We start from the raw sequence: 14,079 nt of genomic DNA, 5'->3' as shown, positions 1-14,079 counted from the left end.
GAAGTTCTGAAAAAGCCCTCTCCCTCTGGGAGAGGGGTGGGTGAGGGGCTGTTAGATCAATCGGTTGCCCCGGCAGTACCCCAAATTGGAGGTTTGATCAGAGTTCCCTGAACGACCGGATATGGTTTGTCTCGGATTTGCTTATCCGGGATGGCACGAGGTCTGCAATACCAATATCGGCCGTAAGGATACGGCCCGAGCCAAATGGAGTTTGGCAGACGTGATCCTGCTTCGCACCGTCTTGACAAGGCGATGCGGCAGTAAGGGAAGAGTTCATCATGCAAGACAAGGAGTTCGATTATGAAATCTTATGCATTGGCTGCTGTATTGTCTTCCGTTATGGTTGCCGGTTCTGCGTTGGCAGATAACGACTTCCGCGCTCTGGGAAAGGTTTCTAGCCTTGCCCCGATGACCGAAGGACAACTCGCCTCCGTCGAAGGCGGCTTTGCGGATAATATTCTCAATCTTAACGCAGCCATACCCACGATAACCGCAGTCAATGCGGCCGTATTATTAGGTAATGCCAGAAGCCACATTGACCAGGACACGAATCAGTCCATCGTTAATCAGGCTCGCAATATTCGTGTGCGCCAGTAATTAGGCAAGGCCGAAGAATAAGGCGGAGCCCACCGTTCGGCTCCGCTTTTTCTGTCGAAGAAACAAAAATCCCGAAAATCGGCTCATTCGAATGGGTCGATCGTAGTAAAATCCATCGCTTGGAAGTCCGATCGAAATCCCAATCGCCCATATCATATCGGCCCTGATTTTAAATTGAATACCCGTCAAGATGCCTCGACGGCATGAAAAATAAAGCCAGTTATAACCGGCCTGTACATATTCACGTTTTACCGGGTTGTAGTGAATGTGATCGACATGCCGAGCGAAATCTCGTTCGCCGAGGGAATGTCTTTCGGAAACTCATTTACCCTTTTCCGCTACTCTGGAAAAGGCTGATTTCACTTGCCGCCAGCGAAGGCCGAAATCCTTTTCACCAGTCGGCGGAGTCCGAATCGTATGACGGTGGTCCGGCAAAATCGCTAACGCGTCGATGGCGGACGGATGCGCGTTTTGACCACGCGAAAAGTTTCCCCCGGATGACCGATGTGTTCCGTCTCCGACGGCAGTCTGTGCTCGGAAAACGGCCGTTTCGCGGAGATGGAAAGTTGTGTCATTATCAGTATTCGCTTATTCCCTGAAGTGGGCGATCAAGCCCATTCTTGTTCTTCATCGGCTGTGTTTACCGGAGCGCTTCAATGGCAGGTTATGAAGGTGACGTCGTCACCCCTTACGATCAGGATCTCGGACCCGTGCTTTTCGAGCACTATGGGGCCGACACCGCGCGGCGCGTAGCGGAAAGATCGGTCCGCGACGTGCTCGAAATCGCCGCAGGCACGGGAATCGTTACCCGGCACCTGCGTAATGAGCTGGCCAGGGACGTGCGACTGACCGCGATCGACATCAGCGATTCCATGATGGACGCCGCCCGCAAAAAGTTTCTTCCTCACGAGCAGGTCGCGTTCCAGGTCGCCGACGCCACGGCGCTGCCGTTCGGCGACGAGGCGTTCGATACGGTGGTCTGCCAGTTCGGAGTCATGTTCTTCGATAAAGAGGCGGGATTTCGCGAGGCGCACCGGACACTGAGACGCGGAGGGCGGTACTTGTTCCGCGTCTGGGACTCGGAACACTACAATCCATTCGCCAGCTTGAGCTTTGAGGTGCTGAAGCAATTCTTTCCGTCGGACACGCCCCGGTTCCTCTTCGATCCCGTCGCCTGCCATCAAATCGACCCGATCAAAGAAAAGCTGATTCGTGCCGGCTTTGATCGAATCGTCATCTCGGTCCAGCGAAAGGAATGCGATATTCTGGACGTGGCGGCCTTCGCGCGGGCGCTTGTATTCACTCCGGTCATCACAGAAATAAGAGAGCGCGGCGGCGCGGATCCCGAGGAAATAGCCGCGGCGCTGACGGAGGCGCTGATGAGGGCGTATGGCTCGAATCCCACTCGCTATCCGATGCAAGCCATACTGTTCGAAGCGGAAAAGCCCTGAGTGAGTTCATGAGTAAGTAGCCCGGATGCAACGTAGTGAAATCCGGGGAGATCGGAGCACCGATCATCCCGGATTCCGCAAAGCTTCATTCGGGCTACGCTGGCTTCGCGCAAGTATCGTAGGATGCGGTTCCTTCGTCACCGCATCCTACGAGATCTGCATTAAATAAAACATTAGGTTAGCCTTTGATTCTCTCCTTGTCGCGCTCAGGCAATACATCTTGAACTTCATCTAGTCGCTTCCAGTCGGGAATGGGCGACTCTTTACCGTAGATCGGAGTAAATTCAGAATCCTCAATTTTTTTGAATCTATGAATATACCTTGGGCAGTTGATGAACATTTCCATGATTTTGACCCGGATTATAAGCTGTGCCCCTTCAAATTCGGACAACATCTCATCATCCTCATATACTTCTGCAACACCATGCACTCTCAATCGCTTTAGGTTTTCGAAATCGATAAATAAAATTCCGACCTGATTATTTAAGGTTATATTTCCTATAGATAAAAACATCCCATTTCCATCATAATCAGGGAATACAATAGTGTTATCGTCTACAACACGGACAAACCCTGCAGGCCCGCCTTTATACGAGCAGCTAGGCCTACCGTTACTATCAGCGGTCGCCAGAAAAAACATATCTCGACTTTCAATGAATTCCTTTTCTTCTACAGTTATCTTTCTGTGAAAGATTAGTTCAACTTGGCGGTCTGCCAATTCACGTGTCCCAAATTTTTTTTGCCATTTTTTAGAGCCTGAGTTGTACACATCTGAAAAGTCGTTCATTTTTATCTTCCTTGTCAGGAATATCAAATATGCCTTGCTATATTTTATGGTCTATGGCGTATTTTGTGAAATATCGATAAAGTTTTTATATCAGCCCGGATCGGCTCGAGATAACGGGATTGCGCCCGTTACCTTTGCCACACCACCGGACATGCGATCTTCCGCATCCGGCGGTTGGACTCGGCGACTTTAGAGGGTCGCGAAGTATCGTAGGATGCGGTGAGGTACGAACCGCATCAATCGCGAACGATGCGGTTCCTTCGTCACCGCATCCTACGAGATCTGAAAACCCATATCGCACCGTAGGCTGGAAAGAGCGAAGCGAATCCCGGCCAATCACCTACCGCCCCCGCATCAACCTTTCATAATCCCCTTTGCTCAAAATATACAACGGGCTCGCCGATATTCCGACAATCGCCTTGCCGTCCTTGTCGACCGCAAGTTTCTCCACGTGGCCCACCACATCCACCGCGAGCCAAGTCTTGGCGGGATCGAGCTTTAGCGGCCACTCGCTTACTTCCTCGTCCGTTCGCCAGATCATGAAGGTGTCGCCGAAATAGGCGGCCTGGATGTTGGTATCCCGGGTGTCCACGGCCTTGTAGGGCAGGCCGTCGACCAGGGCGCCGGCGGTGTAGAGGGCGGCTTCGGCGGGTTTGTGGCCCATGGAGTAGTCCCAGACCCGGCCGTAGCCCCAGTCGTATTCGTGGCCGAGGCAGAACGCCAGCCCCAAGTAATCGCTGCGGCTATTGGTCCAGGCGATCATCTTCGCGGCCTGTTCCGCCTGCCAGCGGCGGCCGGTGAAGCCGTGGGCGGTTTTGGCGCCGGCTTCGCCCAGCCAGAAGGGCAGGGTGTTCTTTCGTCCGAGGCTTTCGTAAGCCGAGAGGACGCCGCGCTCGTCCTCGGTGGCGCCGTTGCCTAGAGGGCCTCCGAAGCGGGGCGGGCGTTGCGGATAGGCGTGGACATCCCAGGCGTCCTGATATTGGTCGAGACCGAGCTTGAGCACTTCGGCGAACCACTTCCCGGAACTCAAGCCGCCGGCGTAGTTTCCGCCATCCGTCGTATCGCCGGGGCGCACCAGGCTGCCGCCCACGTAATGGCCGTCCTTCCGCGCCCGGTGCACCGCTTCGTATTCCCAACGAGCCCGCTCGACCCAATGGGCGGGATCGCGCAGCTTTTGCCATTCCCCTTCGCGGCGGATGTCGATTTCGTTGGTCGCCTTGAAGAAGCGAGTATAGGCGGAGGCCTTTTCGACGAAGGCGCGGCCGTCTTCCGGTTTGTCGTTGAGCCAGTGGCTGTCGCCCGATGTGTCGGCGAAGAAGACGAGACCGCGCGACTTGGCGCGTTCCCATTTCGATTGATGCTCCGACGGGAATCCGGGATAGGAGCCGTAGCTCTTGTAGATGCCCATGCGCTCCAGCCAGGCGAAATAGCCGCCCTCCTGCCGGAAGCCCTTGTCGCCGTCGAAGAAGGCGTAATAGTCGTTGTTCCAGAGCTTTTTCTTGTTCAGCCGTTCCTTCTGCGCGGCGTTTTCGCGAACCACGGTGAAGCCGTCGGCGGGATAGGCCATGATGAGCTTGCCCTCGGGGGTGTGCAGGGAAGGGTAGACGGCGTAATAACCCGCTTCCGGCGTTTTTCCGAAATCGAGCTCGGCCTCACCGGGGAAGAGGCCGGCAACCTCTTTCACGGCGACCTCGTTGCCCCGGTAATCCGTCACGCGCAGTCGCAGCTTGGCGCGGAAGCGGGGTAGGGGAGCGGGCAGTTCGGTTTCTTCCAGAATCGGATGCCAGCGGATGTCGGCCCGCAGCGTGAGCGGGTCGCCCGGACGGGGCAGATTGGCCGGCGCGTCGGCGTAGACGAGGGGCCTGAGCTTCGCGGCTATCGTATTGAGCGCCAAGTCGGCGTTCGGATCGGCGGGCTGCGTCTTGATCGAATCGAGCGGACGGCCCGACTCGTCGGTAAAACGGGCGGCGAAGAAGAAGCTCTCGCCTTTATCGTGCTGCATCGCCAGCTTGACCAGCAGGCTGTGCCAGCCGGGTTCGAGCGTCAGGTTTGCCATTTGCGAAGGCTCGGCGCGTTCAGGCAGGGCGGTGACCGCGAGACCTTCCGTGGTGAGACCTTGAAGCGCATTCTTGGCCGGTTCGCCCGGAACCGGGAAATCGGCCGGCGGGTTCGGATCGTCGGCGAAGGCGAGGGGCTGCCCGTCCAGCCAGCCGGCGGTTCTGATCCCGGACTGCCGCAGCTTCAGCACCGCCTTTGTGGGCTGAGCTACGTGAAGATAGAGCTGAGCGTAGCCGGTCCCGCGCGACCAGCCGTAGGCGTGATCGGTGGCGGGCTCGATGACGGTGACGCCGTTGGCGGCGGCCGGGGCTTTTTGCCAGGTCTTGATCTTGCCGCCCATCATGGCGGTGCCGAGGTAAGGCTGGCCGGGATTCGGACGCAGCACGGTTTCGCTGTCGAGTCCGTAGATCGAAACCCCTGCCAGTCCGTCCTGCAATCCGCCCACCAGCCAGGCTTCGGGCACGCCGTTACGGAGCGCGGTAGGCGCGTCTGATGTTACCGCCGGGATTGGGAGCATCGTTCCGGCACGTCCCGGATCGACGAGAAATTTCGCGACGGCCGCTCCGCTTTTCGGCGAGACCAGCGCGCCGAGCACGGTGTAGTTGTTGTCGGTCAAGACCGCGGCGGGCAGCGCGGGGAGATTTAGCCGTTTCGCCAGGGCCTCGGCTTCCGGGCCGATCGAATAGTTCACCCGCAGCTTCTGAATCCGCCGGCGTGCGGCCTCGGCGGCCAATCCCCGGAACAGCGTCTCGCCCTTATCACCCTTGCCGTCCAGCACGTAGAGTTGGCCGCTTGGGTTGGCGCCTGTCTTCGTCTGTGCCAGAAAGCGGTTTCGGGCCTCCGCCGCCGATGCACTCATCCAGTCGCCGAGCGGCGTTTCCCGCTTGAGGAGAAAGGCGTCGAACACCTTCGCGCCGTCGGCTTTGCCCGCGTTGTCGATTTGCAGCACCTTGTCGCCCGGCAAGATGGCGACGGTGGACTCGCCTTTCACCCATTGGTATTCCCAGGGCGATGTATTGGTCACGACGAATTCGCCGCGCGCGGCCAGCGCGTTCGGATCGGCGCCGGCTCTCACCGTGAAGGTCTGAGCGACCTGCGAGACCTCCCCGCCGCTCTTGTACCTTGCGAAAAAGCGATAGAGGCCGGGCGGAACGGCGGGGTCGAGATCGAACCGGAAACTCGCGCCCCAGGCCCCGAAGCCTTGGTGAAGAACCTGCACCTCGTCCTTCTCGGTCACGACCGAATCCGCGCCGTCGCGTCCGGTGGCGGTCCCGGCATGCACCCGGAGCGCGGGCGTCGTGCCGGCAGAGGTCCAAAGCGGCGTTTTGCCCAATTCGAGCAGCACCACGGGGAGTTCGTCGGTGCCTTGTTCCGGCAGTGGCGTCGGCGCGTGCGGGGGCGCCAGCAGAAAGGCGTCGAAAATCTTGGCGTCGTGACCGGCTCCGCTGTCGCGAATCTCGACCACGGCATCGCCGGCTTCGAGCGTCAGCGGGGTTTCCGCGCCGATCCAGGCGTATTCCCAGCCCTTGGGCTTCAGCTTGACGACCGCGCGTTGTTCGAGCTTCGAGGCATCGGGTCCCGCCCAAATCTCGAAGGTCTGCACGCAAACCTCGGGCTCTCCGCCTTGCCGCCAGCGCGCCCGGAAGACGTAGGGGCCGGCTTTCGGCCGGGGTTCCAGTCGGAACCGGAAAGCGACATTCCAGGAGCCGAATCCGGGGTGCAGCGAACTGATGTCATCCGGGCCGGTCTGAATCGAGGCGTCTCCCTCGTGCGTGCCGACGTCTCCCTTGTAAATCCGCACCGTCGCGCCTCCGGTTGCGGCCGACGGCGGCCGGCTGCCGAGTTCGAGCAGAAGGGCGGGAGCCTCGGGGTTGCCTTGAACCGGCAGTTCCGAGGGGGCGCCGCCGTGGGCCAGAGTCAGCCAGGTTGCCGCGATGATCGCGAGCCCGGTTTTCGAGAAATACGTTGCCATTTGAAGTACCTTACGGGATGCGCCGCGCCGAAAATTGTCCGGGAAGCGATCGCGCCATTCAACACGACCGGACGATAAATCCCTATCATAGGGGCGGTCAAAAGAACGTTACAGCATCATCGGGTTCTATTTACAGCGCGTGTAGAACGAAATATCGGTATTACCCGTCATTCCGGCAGGGATTGCTCGCCCCTTCCCTGGGGCTCGTCCTTCGGACCGTGCTCCGCACGTCCAAATTTGCTCCAGGCAAATTTGTGCCGGACAAATCGGCAGGATTGCCGATTTGCACGCGAAGCGCCCGTAGGGTGCCGCATAGGATGGCCCGGCATGACAAATCGGCAGGATTGCCGATTTGCACGCGAAGTGCCCGTAGGGTGCCGCATAGGATGGCCCGGCATGACAAATCGGCAGGATTGCCGATTTGCACGCGAAGTGCCCGTAGGGTGCCGCATAGGATGGCCCGGCATGACAAATCGGCAGGATTGCCGATTTGCACGCGAAGTGCCCGTAGGGTGCCGCATAGGATGGCCCGGCATGACAAATCGGCAGGATTGCCGATTTGCACGCGAAGTGCCCGTAGGGTGCCGCATAGGATGGCCCGGCATGACAAATCGGCAGGATTGCCGATTTGCACGCGAAGCGCCCGTAGGGTGCCGCATAGGATGGCCCGGCATGACAAATCGGCAGGATTGCCGATTTGCACGCGAAGCGCCCGTAGGGTGCCGCATAGGATGGCCCGGCATGACAAATCGGCAGGATTGCCGATTTGCACGCGAAGCGCCCGTAGGGTGCCGCACAGGGACTGTGCGGCATGAATCCAGAAGCCAAGGATGGCAAGGCGTCTACGTCCCTGTAACCTGGACCCCGGCATTCCAATCGCAAACGGTGTCTTCGGGAGCACCGAAACCACCCTTCCCTGCCGGGGTGACGATGTGGTTTGACGTTCGTTACGAACGGTTTGAACACGACGATGCGGCCATGATTGGTTTGAAGCGGATGAAATTCGAAAGGTTGTTCTCGCTGAAGTACCTGATCCCCATCGGGTTCGTGGTGGTACTGGTTCCCCTGCTGTTTGCCGTGATGTATGCGGCTTTCGCCATGCGCGACATCGCCAGGCTGGAGCAGCGGACTTTTTATCAAATCGTCGAGCAGGTGAAAATCGCCCGCTCGACGCTACAGATGGTTTCCGATATCGAGCGAAAAGCCAAGCTGTTCGTCATCCTGGCGCATCCGTCCTTGCGCCAGCCCTATGAGCGGGAGTCTTACGAGAGCGTCCGGAACGCCCTGCGGCAAACCCTGGGCGAGTTGCTGAAGATGGGCGTGGACGAGAAGGTGGCGCTTTCGATCAACCAGTTGTCGGAACAGGAGCGCTCGGTTTACGAGCGTATCATCAGCGCCGAGACCGACGACCGCGTCGCCTTGCCCGACGAAGGCGCGTTTCAGGGATTGCACGCCGCGGCCAATACCTTGTGGCGCGACATTTCCGAACAGGTCGACCGGGAGGCGAAAGAGCTTTATGCGCAGTCGAAAACGGTGCAGCAGGACCTCGTGATCAAGGCGGGATTTCTGTTGCCTATTTCGGTTGCGGTCATCCTGTTTCTGTTGACCTTGCTCACCCGCTCGGTGCGGCAACTGGACGAGGCGATCCGGAGACTGACGGCGCGGGATTTCGGCAAGCCCATCAGCATGACGGGACCGCAGGATCTGCGCTATCTGGGCGATCAACTGGAACTGCTGCGGATGCGTCTGCGCTCGCTCGAAGAGTCGAAACGGCAGTTGATGGATAATGTCTCGATCGAGATCGAGACGCCGCTGGCGCGCATCGTCGAAAGCGCGGCGTTGATCGAAAGCCGGGCGGCCGACGAACCCGATTCGGAGCAGCGCCGCATCGCCGGGACGCTGACGGCCAATATTCAAAGATTGCAGGAATTGCTGGCGGAACTGGCCCGCTACAACCGGCTCCACGAGGAGCCCGAACGGCACGCCGCCGAAAGCGTCAACATGCAGGAGCTGCTAAAGTCTGTGCTCGACGAGCATCGACCTCGCTTGCAAGCGAAGTCCTTGACGGTCAAGGACTTGGTCCAGCCGGTCGAAGCGTCCGGCGACCGCGGCCAGTTGCGAACCATCATCGATAACCTGATTTCCAATGCCGTGAGCTATTCGCCCGTGGGCGGCGAGATTCGAATCATGCTCCGCGCCGTGGGCGACGGCATGGAGCTGGAGGTCGAAGACGACGGTCCCGGCATCGACGAAGAGGAAAGCAAGCATGTATTCGAACCGTTTTACCGGGGCAAGGCCGCATTTGCCCTGGGCACCGAAGGCACTGGAATGGGCTTGGCCATCGCCAGCGAGTGCGTCGCCAATCAGCGCGGAAAGATCGAAGTACTCGAGCCTCGGCAGGACAAACAAGGCGCCCGCATCCGGGTTCGGCTGCCGCTGGTCGAGGCGGCCTGAATGAAAATGCTCGTCCGCAGCACGATTTTAACGGGGCTCTCGGTGCTGGCCGGCTGCGCGGAATTTTCCCCGGACCGGTACAGCGCTTCGTACTACACGCCGTCCTACGATGCCTATTCACGGTCGGACCTCGACGAGCTGCTCGGCTTCGGCGCCGCGTTCGCCAACAAAACCGGCGTGGCGCGCGCCGAGGAATGCCGGCGGATGCTCAGACAGTTCCAGAAGAATCCCGATGTGGGCGTGCGCTTGCACCTGCTTATCGCCCGAACGCTGTCCGACGCCTGCGGCGACGCCACGAAAATATTGGCTTCGGTGGGCGGCATATCGCCCGAAAGTCTCCCGGACGGCCGCGTTCAGAACCTGGTCGCCATTCAAATGGAAACGCTGAAACGGGCGGGAAGCCTTGCGAGAAGATCGGCCGCCGCGGACCGAAGACCGGATCGGAAGCAGGCGGCTTGCGCTCCCGATTCGAAACCGGTTTCCAAAACCGATTCTCCCAAGGACGAGGCGAGGATTCTCCGGGAAAAGCTGGAGGCGATCAGGGCCATCGAAAAAAGCATGGATGCGCCGGAGGCGGACGCCCAACCCGACGGCGGGGGAGAAAAATAGGCGGCCGTTCGACCCAAGTGCGGTAGGCCGGAAAAGCTCTTCGACTTCGCTCGCGAAGCTCGTCCCGGCCTGCGAGCCGTCGTTCGAGCGGCGTAGGCCGACAATCCGATTAACCTAAAAACCGCCGTCGAATCGACGAAACGGCCGCCAGGCCACGCCGGCCGCCGCAGGCCCTCGCCCCAACCCCGCTCCCGGAGGGCGAGGGGCCAAACGCCCTTCGCCCGGCCTTCAAAACGCCCGCTCCCTTTGGGAGCGGGCCGAGGATGAGAGTTTAGGGCTTTTCAGGTCGTTTCCGACGGCCGGATTCAGGATTAACGGAGCCCTTTCTCGCCGACGATCGCATCGATCTTCGTCAGCAGTCTTCCGAGCGGGGTTTGGCTGAGCAGAAAGCCGAGGCAGACGCCGATACCATTGGCGACCATATCGATCGGGTCGAACGTGCGCGCGCCGCCGAGCCCCTGAAGAAATTCGAGCCCGACGCCGAGGGAGACGAGAAACGCCGGCCAGCGCCAACCGGGCAGGAACGCCTGGCGGAACCAATACATCAGCGAGGCATAGGCCAGCGCATGTTGCGCCTTGTCCCAGGCGAGCCACGGCGTGGGCGGCTGAGGCGGGTCCGGCGTCAGGCTCAGCCAGACGACGGTTGCGACCATCAGCCATCCGATGCCTTGCCAAAGCCGGGATAGGCGGAGCGGGCGGGGTGTCCCGCGGCCGGCCGGGAGGCCGGTCCTGCGATGCCGAGCGGTTTTCCGAAATCCGGTTCCCATGCGAGTCGAGCATTCCTGTGGCAAACGGCGGATTGTAGCAATTCTGCGGAGTCGGCACCCGATCGGCCTGTCTATATTTTCGGACGATCGTTTTCCGCGATCGGGGCCGAGGCAGCTTCTCGAAAGCGAGCCGCTCGCCGGCATCGAGCCGGATTTGCGATAGGAGAACTCGTAATGTCTTTCTTGATCAAGCTTGTTTCAACCATCGCGCTCGCGATCTTCGTTTCCCTTCCGGCAAGCGCGAGTTCCACGATCGCCGTTCTGGATTTCGAGTTGAACGATGTCACCTCGAATCCGGGCCTTGCCGAAGAAGCCGAAAGAACGGCTTCTCTGAAACGGATGCTGGAAGAAAGTCTGAGCGCCAAGGGCTATCGGATCGCAGCCATAGCCCCGGCCGCTCAAGCCGACGCCGCCAAGGGATTCGGATACCTTTGGAGCCATCCGGACGAAGCGGCGGCGCTCGGCAGGAACGGCGGAAGCGAATTCGTCGTCGTCGGGCGGCTGCACAAGCCGAGCTTCCTGTTCGTCTATCTCATGGCGCATTTGGTCGATGCGAAGACCGGCAACGTCGTCGGCGATTTCATCGTCGAGGTCAAGGGCCAGCAGCGGAATTTCACCGGCAGAGGCATCGAGGCGCTGGCTCGGCAAATCGACGCGAGACTCAAGAAAATTCGCGGGTCGTAATGCTCTTTCGGCTTGCGAGCGCGCGACGGCCGGTTCGTCTGCGCGATTGCGCGGCCACCCGGGAATGGATCAGAAATATCGCGCAATCCTCAACTGAACGTAATCGTCCCGCCGAAAGCCGTACAGCACGAAATCTTTCTGCGGCGCGTCCATGAAAAAGCGGGCTTTGAGTTCCACTTTCCAGGCTTCTCCGACCCGCCGGCTCGCTTCCAGATTGACGAATTTCGCGCCGGTGCCGAGATCCTGTACCGAGCCGGCCAGGAGCTGAGTGTCCTGCTCGTCGTTGAAACCGAGCCGCAGGCCGAAAAACACGTCGTTGTCGAACGGCGTCGGCGGCGCCACGGTCGGGTTGCGGTCGCGCCCGTCGTAGGAGTATTCGGTCAAAAGGCCCAGATCGACGCCGGAATCGAAGGCGTTGGAAAACGTGTATTCGACGCCCGCCGTGACCGCCGCGAAGCGGCGGCCTTGTCCGCCGCGGGTCAGGGCCTCCAGTTTCCAGAGCCAGGCGTCGTGAGTGAACTGCAAGTCGACGCTGGTCTGGTTGATGATGTCGTATCGGGGAATCAGCCTGGGCGCGTACGGATCGTCGAGCGAAAGATCGAACGTAGGCTCTCGCCCCGTTCCCCAAAATTGCGCGATGCCGATATCCCATTCGCCGAGCGTATGGCTCCAGCGCACGGCGAAGTCCGGATGCCAGACTCCGAGCGACGACTCGTAGTGCGGATGTCGATCGTCTATGGGCAATTCGAACCGCAGCCGGTTCCGGAAATTTTCGAAGGTCCGCTCGCGAAAGCGCGGCATGGCATACACGCTGAAGGTTCCGTAATCGCTGACCAGATTCACGTTGGCCATGGGCTGGCCGAGTTTTTCTTCCTGATCGATGTCTTCCACCAGATCGGTCTGGTTGATGATGTCGACCAGGTGGCGGGATTCGGTAACGCCCCAGAAGACCTTGCCGACTCCGAGCGACATATCCCATCCGTCGCCCACGTGCAGCCACTTCATCTCGCGGATGTCCCAATGGTTGCGGCTGCCGTCTTCCGGATCGACGCGCACGAAAGGTATCAGGCTGAGCCGGTCCCGATCGCCGTTCAAGGCGTGGCGAAGCTCGGGCTGCAACATGAACGACGGATAGTAGGTGTCTTTCTGCTGGCCCGAAAAAGCCGGGCTGTAAAAGAATACCCGGCTGTCGAAGGCGGCCATCCCGGACAGTTCGGCGCCGGCGGCGTTCATGGATGCGACCGCGGCCGCCGAGCAGGCCAGGGCGCGGAATGGCCGCTTTCGCGCGGGCGATTTCGAAGAAAGCATGTTGAACGGTATGTCGAAGGAAAACGATTCGATGCCGGGAGTCGCAGCGCGGCGCCGGTTTCCTGTCGTGGAAAAACCGGCGCCGCACTGGCCTGGGGACGGAAATCAGGGATTTTGCAGCAAGGCGTTCTGGGAGAAGCTGCTTTCCTTCAAGCCGGTGCGGAACCGATAATCGCTCCAGATCATCTCCGTGCTCTTGCCGGTTTGATGGTTCTCCATGAGCATGTCATGGGGTCTCCAGTGCTTGCCCAGATACTGATGGTAATCCTTGAGGGTCAAGGTTTTGAGCAAGGCGTCCTTGCGGTCATAAAACTCGATTTTCTGGAAGCGGTATTCGCTCTGGTCGATCCAGGCCATCTGTTTGGAGTATCCCGAGTTTTCGTAAACCGGATAGCGTTCCACCACGAAGCACTGCAACTCGCCGCAAGCCTCGTCGCGCAGATAGCGGTAGGTGTACTTCGCGACCTCGGGCGAGGTCATGTCCTCGTAGGCGAATTCGCTGCCCACGAAGGGCCCCGACTTGTTCGAGGTGGTGATCCGTTTGACCCGCTTGACCGCCGGCAGATAGAGCCATTGGTCGTCCGCGCCCTTGATGTGGGTATAGGTCAGGAGGGCGGTGTTCTTGATGTCCAGCGGTTTGGAGAAGATCACGAACGACTTGTCGCCGTCGTCGGCCGCGGTGTTTTCCAGCGCCCGGATTTCGAGTTCCCGCTCGGAGCTTTCCCCTTGCCGGTTTCGGAGGATCATTCGGACGCTCGCCGTATTGTCCTGGAATCCCTTGTCCCGGTTATCGGCTTCCTGCGCGATGGCCAAGCCCTTTTCCTCGGGCGTTTCCGCGTAGGCTGCGCAGGCGCACAGAATGCCGATCAGGGCGATGAGATTTTTTTTCATGCTGCTGACTCCACGATGTCGGACGAATTTTGGGATAAGGCATCAAGCGACTTGCTGCTGCCGGTTCAGGATGGATTTCAGGCGATTGATATCGGCCTCCACCTGTTTGACGAATATTTTCTTGACCAGGCCGATCGGCACGATCCCGAAGAATTTGCCGGGATCCGCCTCGAAAGTCCAATCGACCCGGGTGCCTTCGGGCGACGGCTCGAACGTGTAATGGCCGCGAAATTTCATGGGCCCGGTCAGGGTTTCGTAGCCGAAAGACTTATCGAGTTCATAGGCGGTGATCGCGGACTGGAACGGCATGTTTCTGCCGAGAAACCGGAAAACGATTTCATAGGTCGTTCCGGCTTTCAGGGTTTCGCCTTCGGGGAGGATGACGTCCTGGCAGGACGCCTGCCACTCTTTGTCGTTCTTGGGGTTGCTGATATAGGCAAAAACCTTGTCGACGGGCGCGTTCACGGAATATTGCTGGGTTACGGTGATCATGTCGGTCTC

General features: G+C 59.6%; 11 protein-coding genes. 5 read left to right on the top strand and 6 right to left on the bottom strand.

The annotated features are described in order from the left end of the window. The first annotated feature begins 300 nt into the window (after window positions 1-300). Together ACWJKU_RS16205 and ACWJKU_RS16200 are read left to right on the top strand one after the other, a co-directional pair. The gene (locus ACWJKU_RS16205; protein ID WP_454143903.1) at window positions 301-597 is read left to right on the top strand and encodes a hypothetical protein; all 297 of its coding nucleotides are present in this window, start codon (window positions 301-303) and stop codon (window positions 595-597) included. Window positions 598-1,253: 656 nt separating this feature from the next. Then, the gene (locus ACWJKU_RS16200) at window positions 1,254-2,048 is read left to right on the top strand and encodes a class I SAM-dependent methyltransferase (protein ID WP_454143901.1); all 795 of its coding nucleotides are present in this window, start codon (window positions 1,254-1,256) and stop codon (window positions 2,046-2,048) included. Window positions 2,049-2,226: 178 nt separating this feature from the next. Here ACWJKU_RS16200 and ACWJKU_RS16195 read toward each other — a convergent pair whose 3' ends face one another. Both ACWJKU_RS16195 and ACWJKU_RS16190 read right to left on the bottom strand, forming a co-directional pair. Continuing rightward, entirely contained in the window at window positions 2,227-2,835 is a 609-nt protein-coding gene (locus ACWJKU_RS16195; RefSeq protein WP_454143899.1) for a pyridoxamine 5'-phosphate oxidase family protein, read from the bottom strand. A gap of 340 nt (window positions 2,836-3,175) precedes the next feature. Then, entirely contained in the window at window positions 3,176-6,865 is a 3,690-nt protein-coding gene (locus tag ACWJKU_RS16190; RefSeq protein WP_454143897.1) for a hypothetical protein, read from the bottom strand. Between the two features lie 996 nt (window positions 6,866-7,861). Here ACWJKU_RS16190 and ACWJKU_RS16185 point away from each other — a divergent pair. Both ACWJKU_RS16185 and ACWJKU_RS16180 read left to right on the top strand, forming a co-directional pair. Beyond that, window positions 7,862-9,319: a sensor histidine kinase gene (locus ACWJKU_RS16185; RefSeq protein WP_454143895.1), complete on the top strand. Its 1,458-nt coding sequence runs from the start codon at window positions 7,862-7,864 to the stop codon at window positions 9,317-9,319. After that, window positions 9,320-9,928, top strand: a complete 609-nt coding sequence (locus ACWJKU_RS16180) for a hypothetical protein (protein WP_454143893.1) — start codon at window positions 9,320-9,322, stop codon at window positions 9,926-9,928. Between the two features lie 311 nt (window positions 9,929-10,239). Here ACWJKU_RS16180 and ACWJKU_RS16175 read toward each other — a convergent pair whose 3' ends face one another. Then, the gene (locus ACWJKU_RS16175) at window positions 10,240-10,581 is read right to left on the bottom strand and encodes a hypothetical protein (RefSeq protein ID WP_454143891.1); all 342 of its coding nucleotides are present in this window, start codon (window positions 10,579-10,581) and stop codon (window positions 10,240-10,242) included. Between the two features lie 288 nt (window positions 10,582-10,869). On the opposite strand from ACWJKU_RS16175, the gene ACWJKU_RS16170 reads away from it, so the two are divergent. After that, entirely contained in the window at window positions 10,870-11,379 is a 510-nt protein-coding gene (locus ACWJKU_RS16170) for a DUF2380 domain-containing protein (protein ID WP_454143889.1), read from the top strand. 69 nt (window positions 11,380-11,448) lie between these two features. Here the strand turns inward: ACWJKU_RS16170 and ACWJKU_RS16165 are convergent, their stop codons facing one another. From ACWJKU_RS16165 to ACWJKU_RS16155, 3 genes are all read right to left on the bottom strand, one after another. Further along, the gene (locus tag ACWJKU_RS16165) at window positions 11,449-12,612 is read right to left on the bottom strand and encodes a hypothetical protein (protein WP_454143887.1); all 1,164 of its coding nucleotides are present in this window, start codon (window positions 12,610-12,612) and stop codon (window positions 11,449-11,451) included. Window positions 12,613-12,792: 180 nt separating this feature from the next. Continuing rightward, entirely contained in the window at window positions 12,793-13,578 is a 786-nt protein-coding gene (locus tag ACWJKU_RS16160; RefSeq protein ID WP_454143885.1) for an outer membrane lipoprotein-sorting protein, read from the bottom strand. Window positions 13,579-13,620: 42 nt separating this feature from the next. Continuing rightward, the gene (locus ACWJKU_RS16155; protein ID WP_454143883.1) at window positions 13,621-14,070 is read right to left on the bottom strand and encodes an SRPBCC family protein; all 450 of its coding nucleotides are present in this window, start codon (window positions 14,068-14,070) and stop codon (window positions 13,621-13,623) included. Window positions 14,071-14,079: the final 9 nt, after the last annotated feature.

Source organism: Methylocaldum sp. MU1018, from assembly GCF_053646775.1.
Note: the sequence above shows the minus strand (reverse complement) of the source record. Positions and strands in the feature narration are given on the sequence as shown.

Bases quoted from the DNA above. Each gene is read 5' to 3' on its own strand.
- ACWJKU_RS16155 (WP_454143883.1), bottom strand. From the start codon at position 14,070: ATGATCACCGTAACCCAGCAATATTCCGTGAACGCGCCCGTCGACAAG.
- ACWJKU_RS16190 (WP_454143897.1), bottom strand. From the start codon at position 6,865: ATGGCAACGTATTTCTCGAAAACCGGGCTCGCGATCATCGCGGCAACC.
- ACWJKU_RS16160 (WP_454143885.1), bottom strand. From the start codon at position 13,578: ATGAAAAAAAATCTCATCGCCCTGATCGGCATTCTGTGCGCCTGCGCA.
- ACWJKU_RS16185 (WP_454143895.1), top strand. From the start codon at position 7,862: ATGAAATTCGAAAGGTTGTTCTCGCTGAAGTACCTGATCCCCATCGGG.
- ACWJKU_RS16195 (WP_454143899.1), bottom strand. From the start codon at position 2,835: ATGAACGACTTTTCAGATGTGTACAACTCAGGCTCTAAAAAATGGCAA.
- ACWJKU_RS16205 (WP_454143903.1), top strand. From the start codon at position 301: ATGAAATCTTATGCATTGGCTGCTGTATTGTCTTCCGTTATGGTTGCC.
- ACWJKU_RS16165 (WP_454143887.1), bottom strand. From the start codon at position 12,612: ATGAACGCCGCCGGCGCCGAACTGTCCGGGATGGCCGCCTTCGACAGC.
- ACWJKU_RS16200 (WP_454143901.1), top strand. From the start codon at position 1,254: ATGGCAGGTTATGAAGGTGACGTCGTCACCCCTTACGATCAGGATCTC.
- ACWJKU_RS16170 (WP_454143889.1), top strand. From the start codon at position 10,870: ATGTCTTTCTTGATCAAGCTTGTTTCAACCATCGCGCTCGCGATCTTC.
- ACWJKU_RS16180 (WP_454143893.1), top strand. From the start codon at position 9,320: ATGAAAATGCTCGTCCGCAGCACGATTTTAACGGGGCTCTCGGTGCTG.
- ACWJKU_RS16175 (WP_454143891.1), bottom strand. From the start codon at position 10,581: ATGGTCGCAACCGTCGTCTGGCTGAGCCTGACGCCGGACCCGCCTCAG.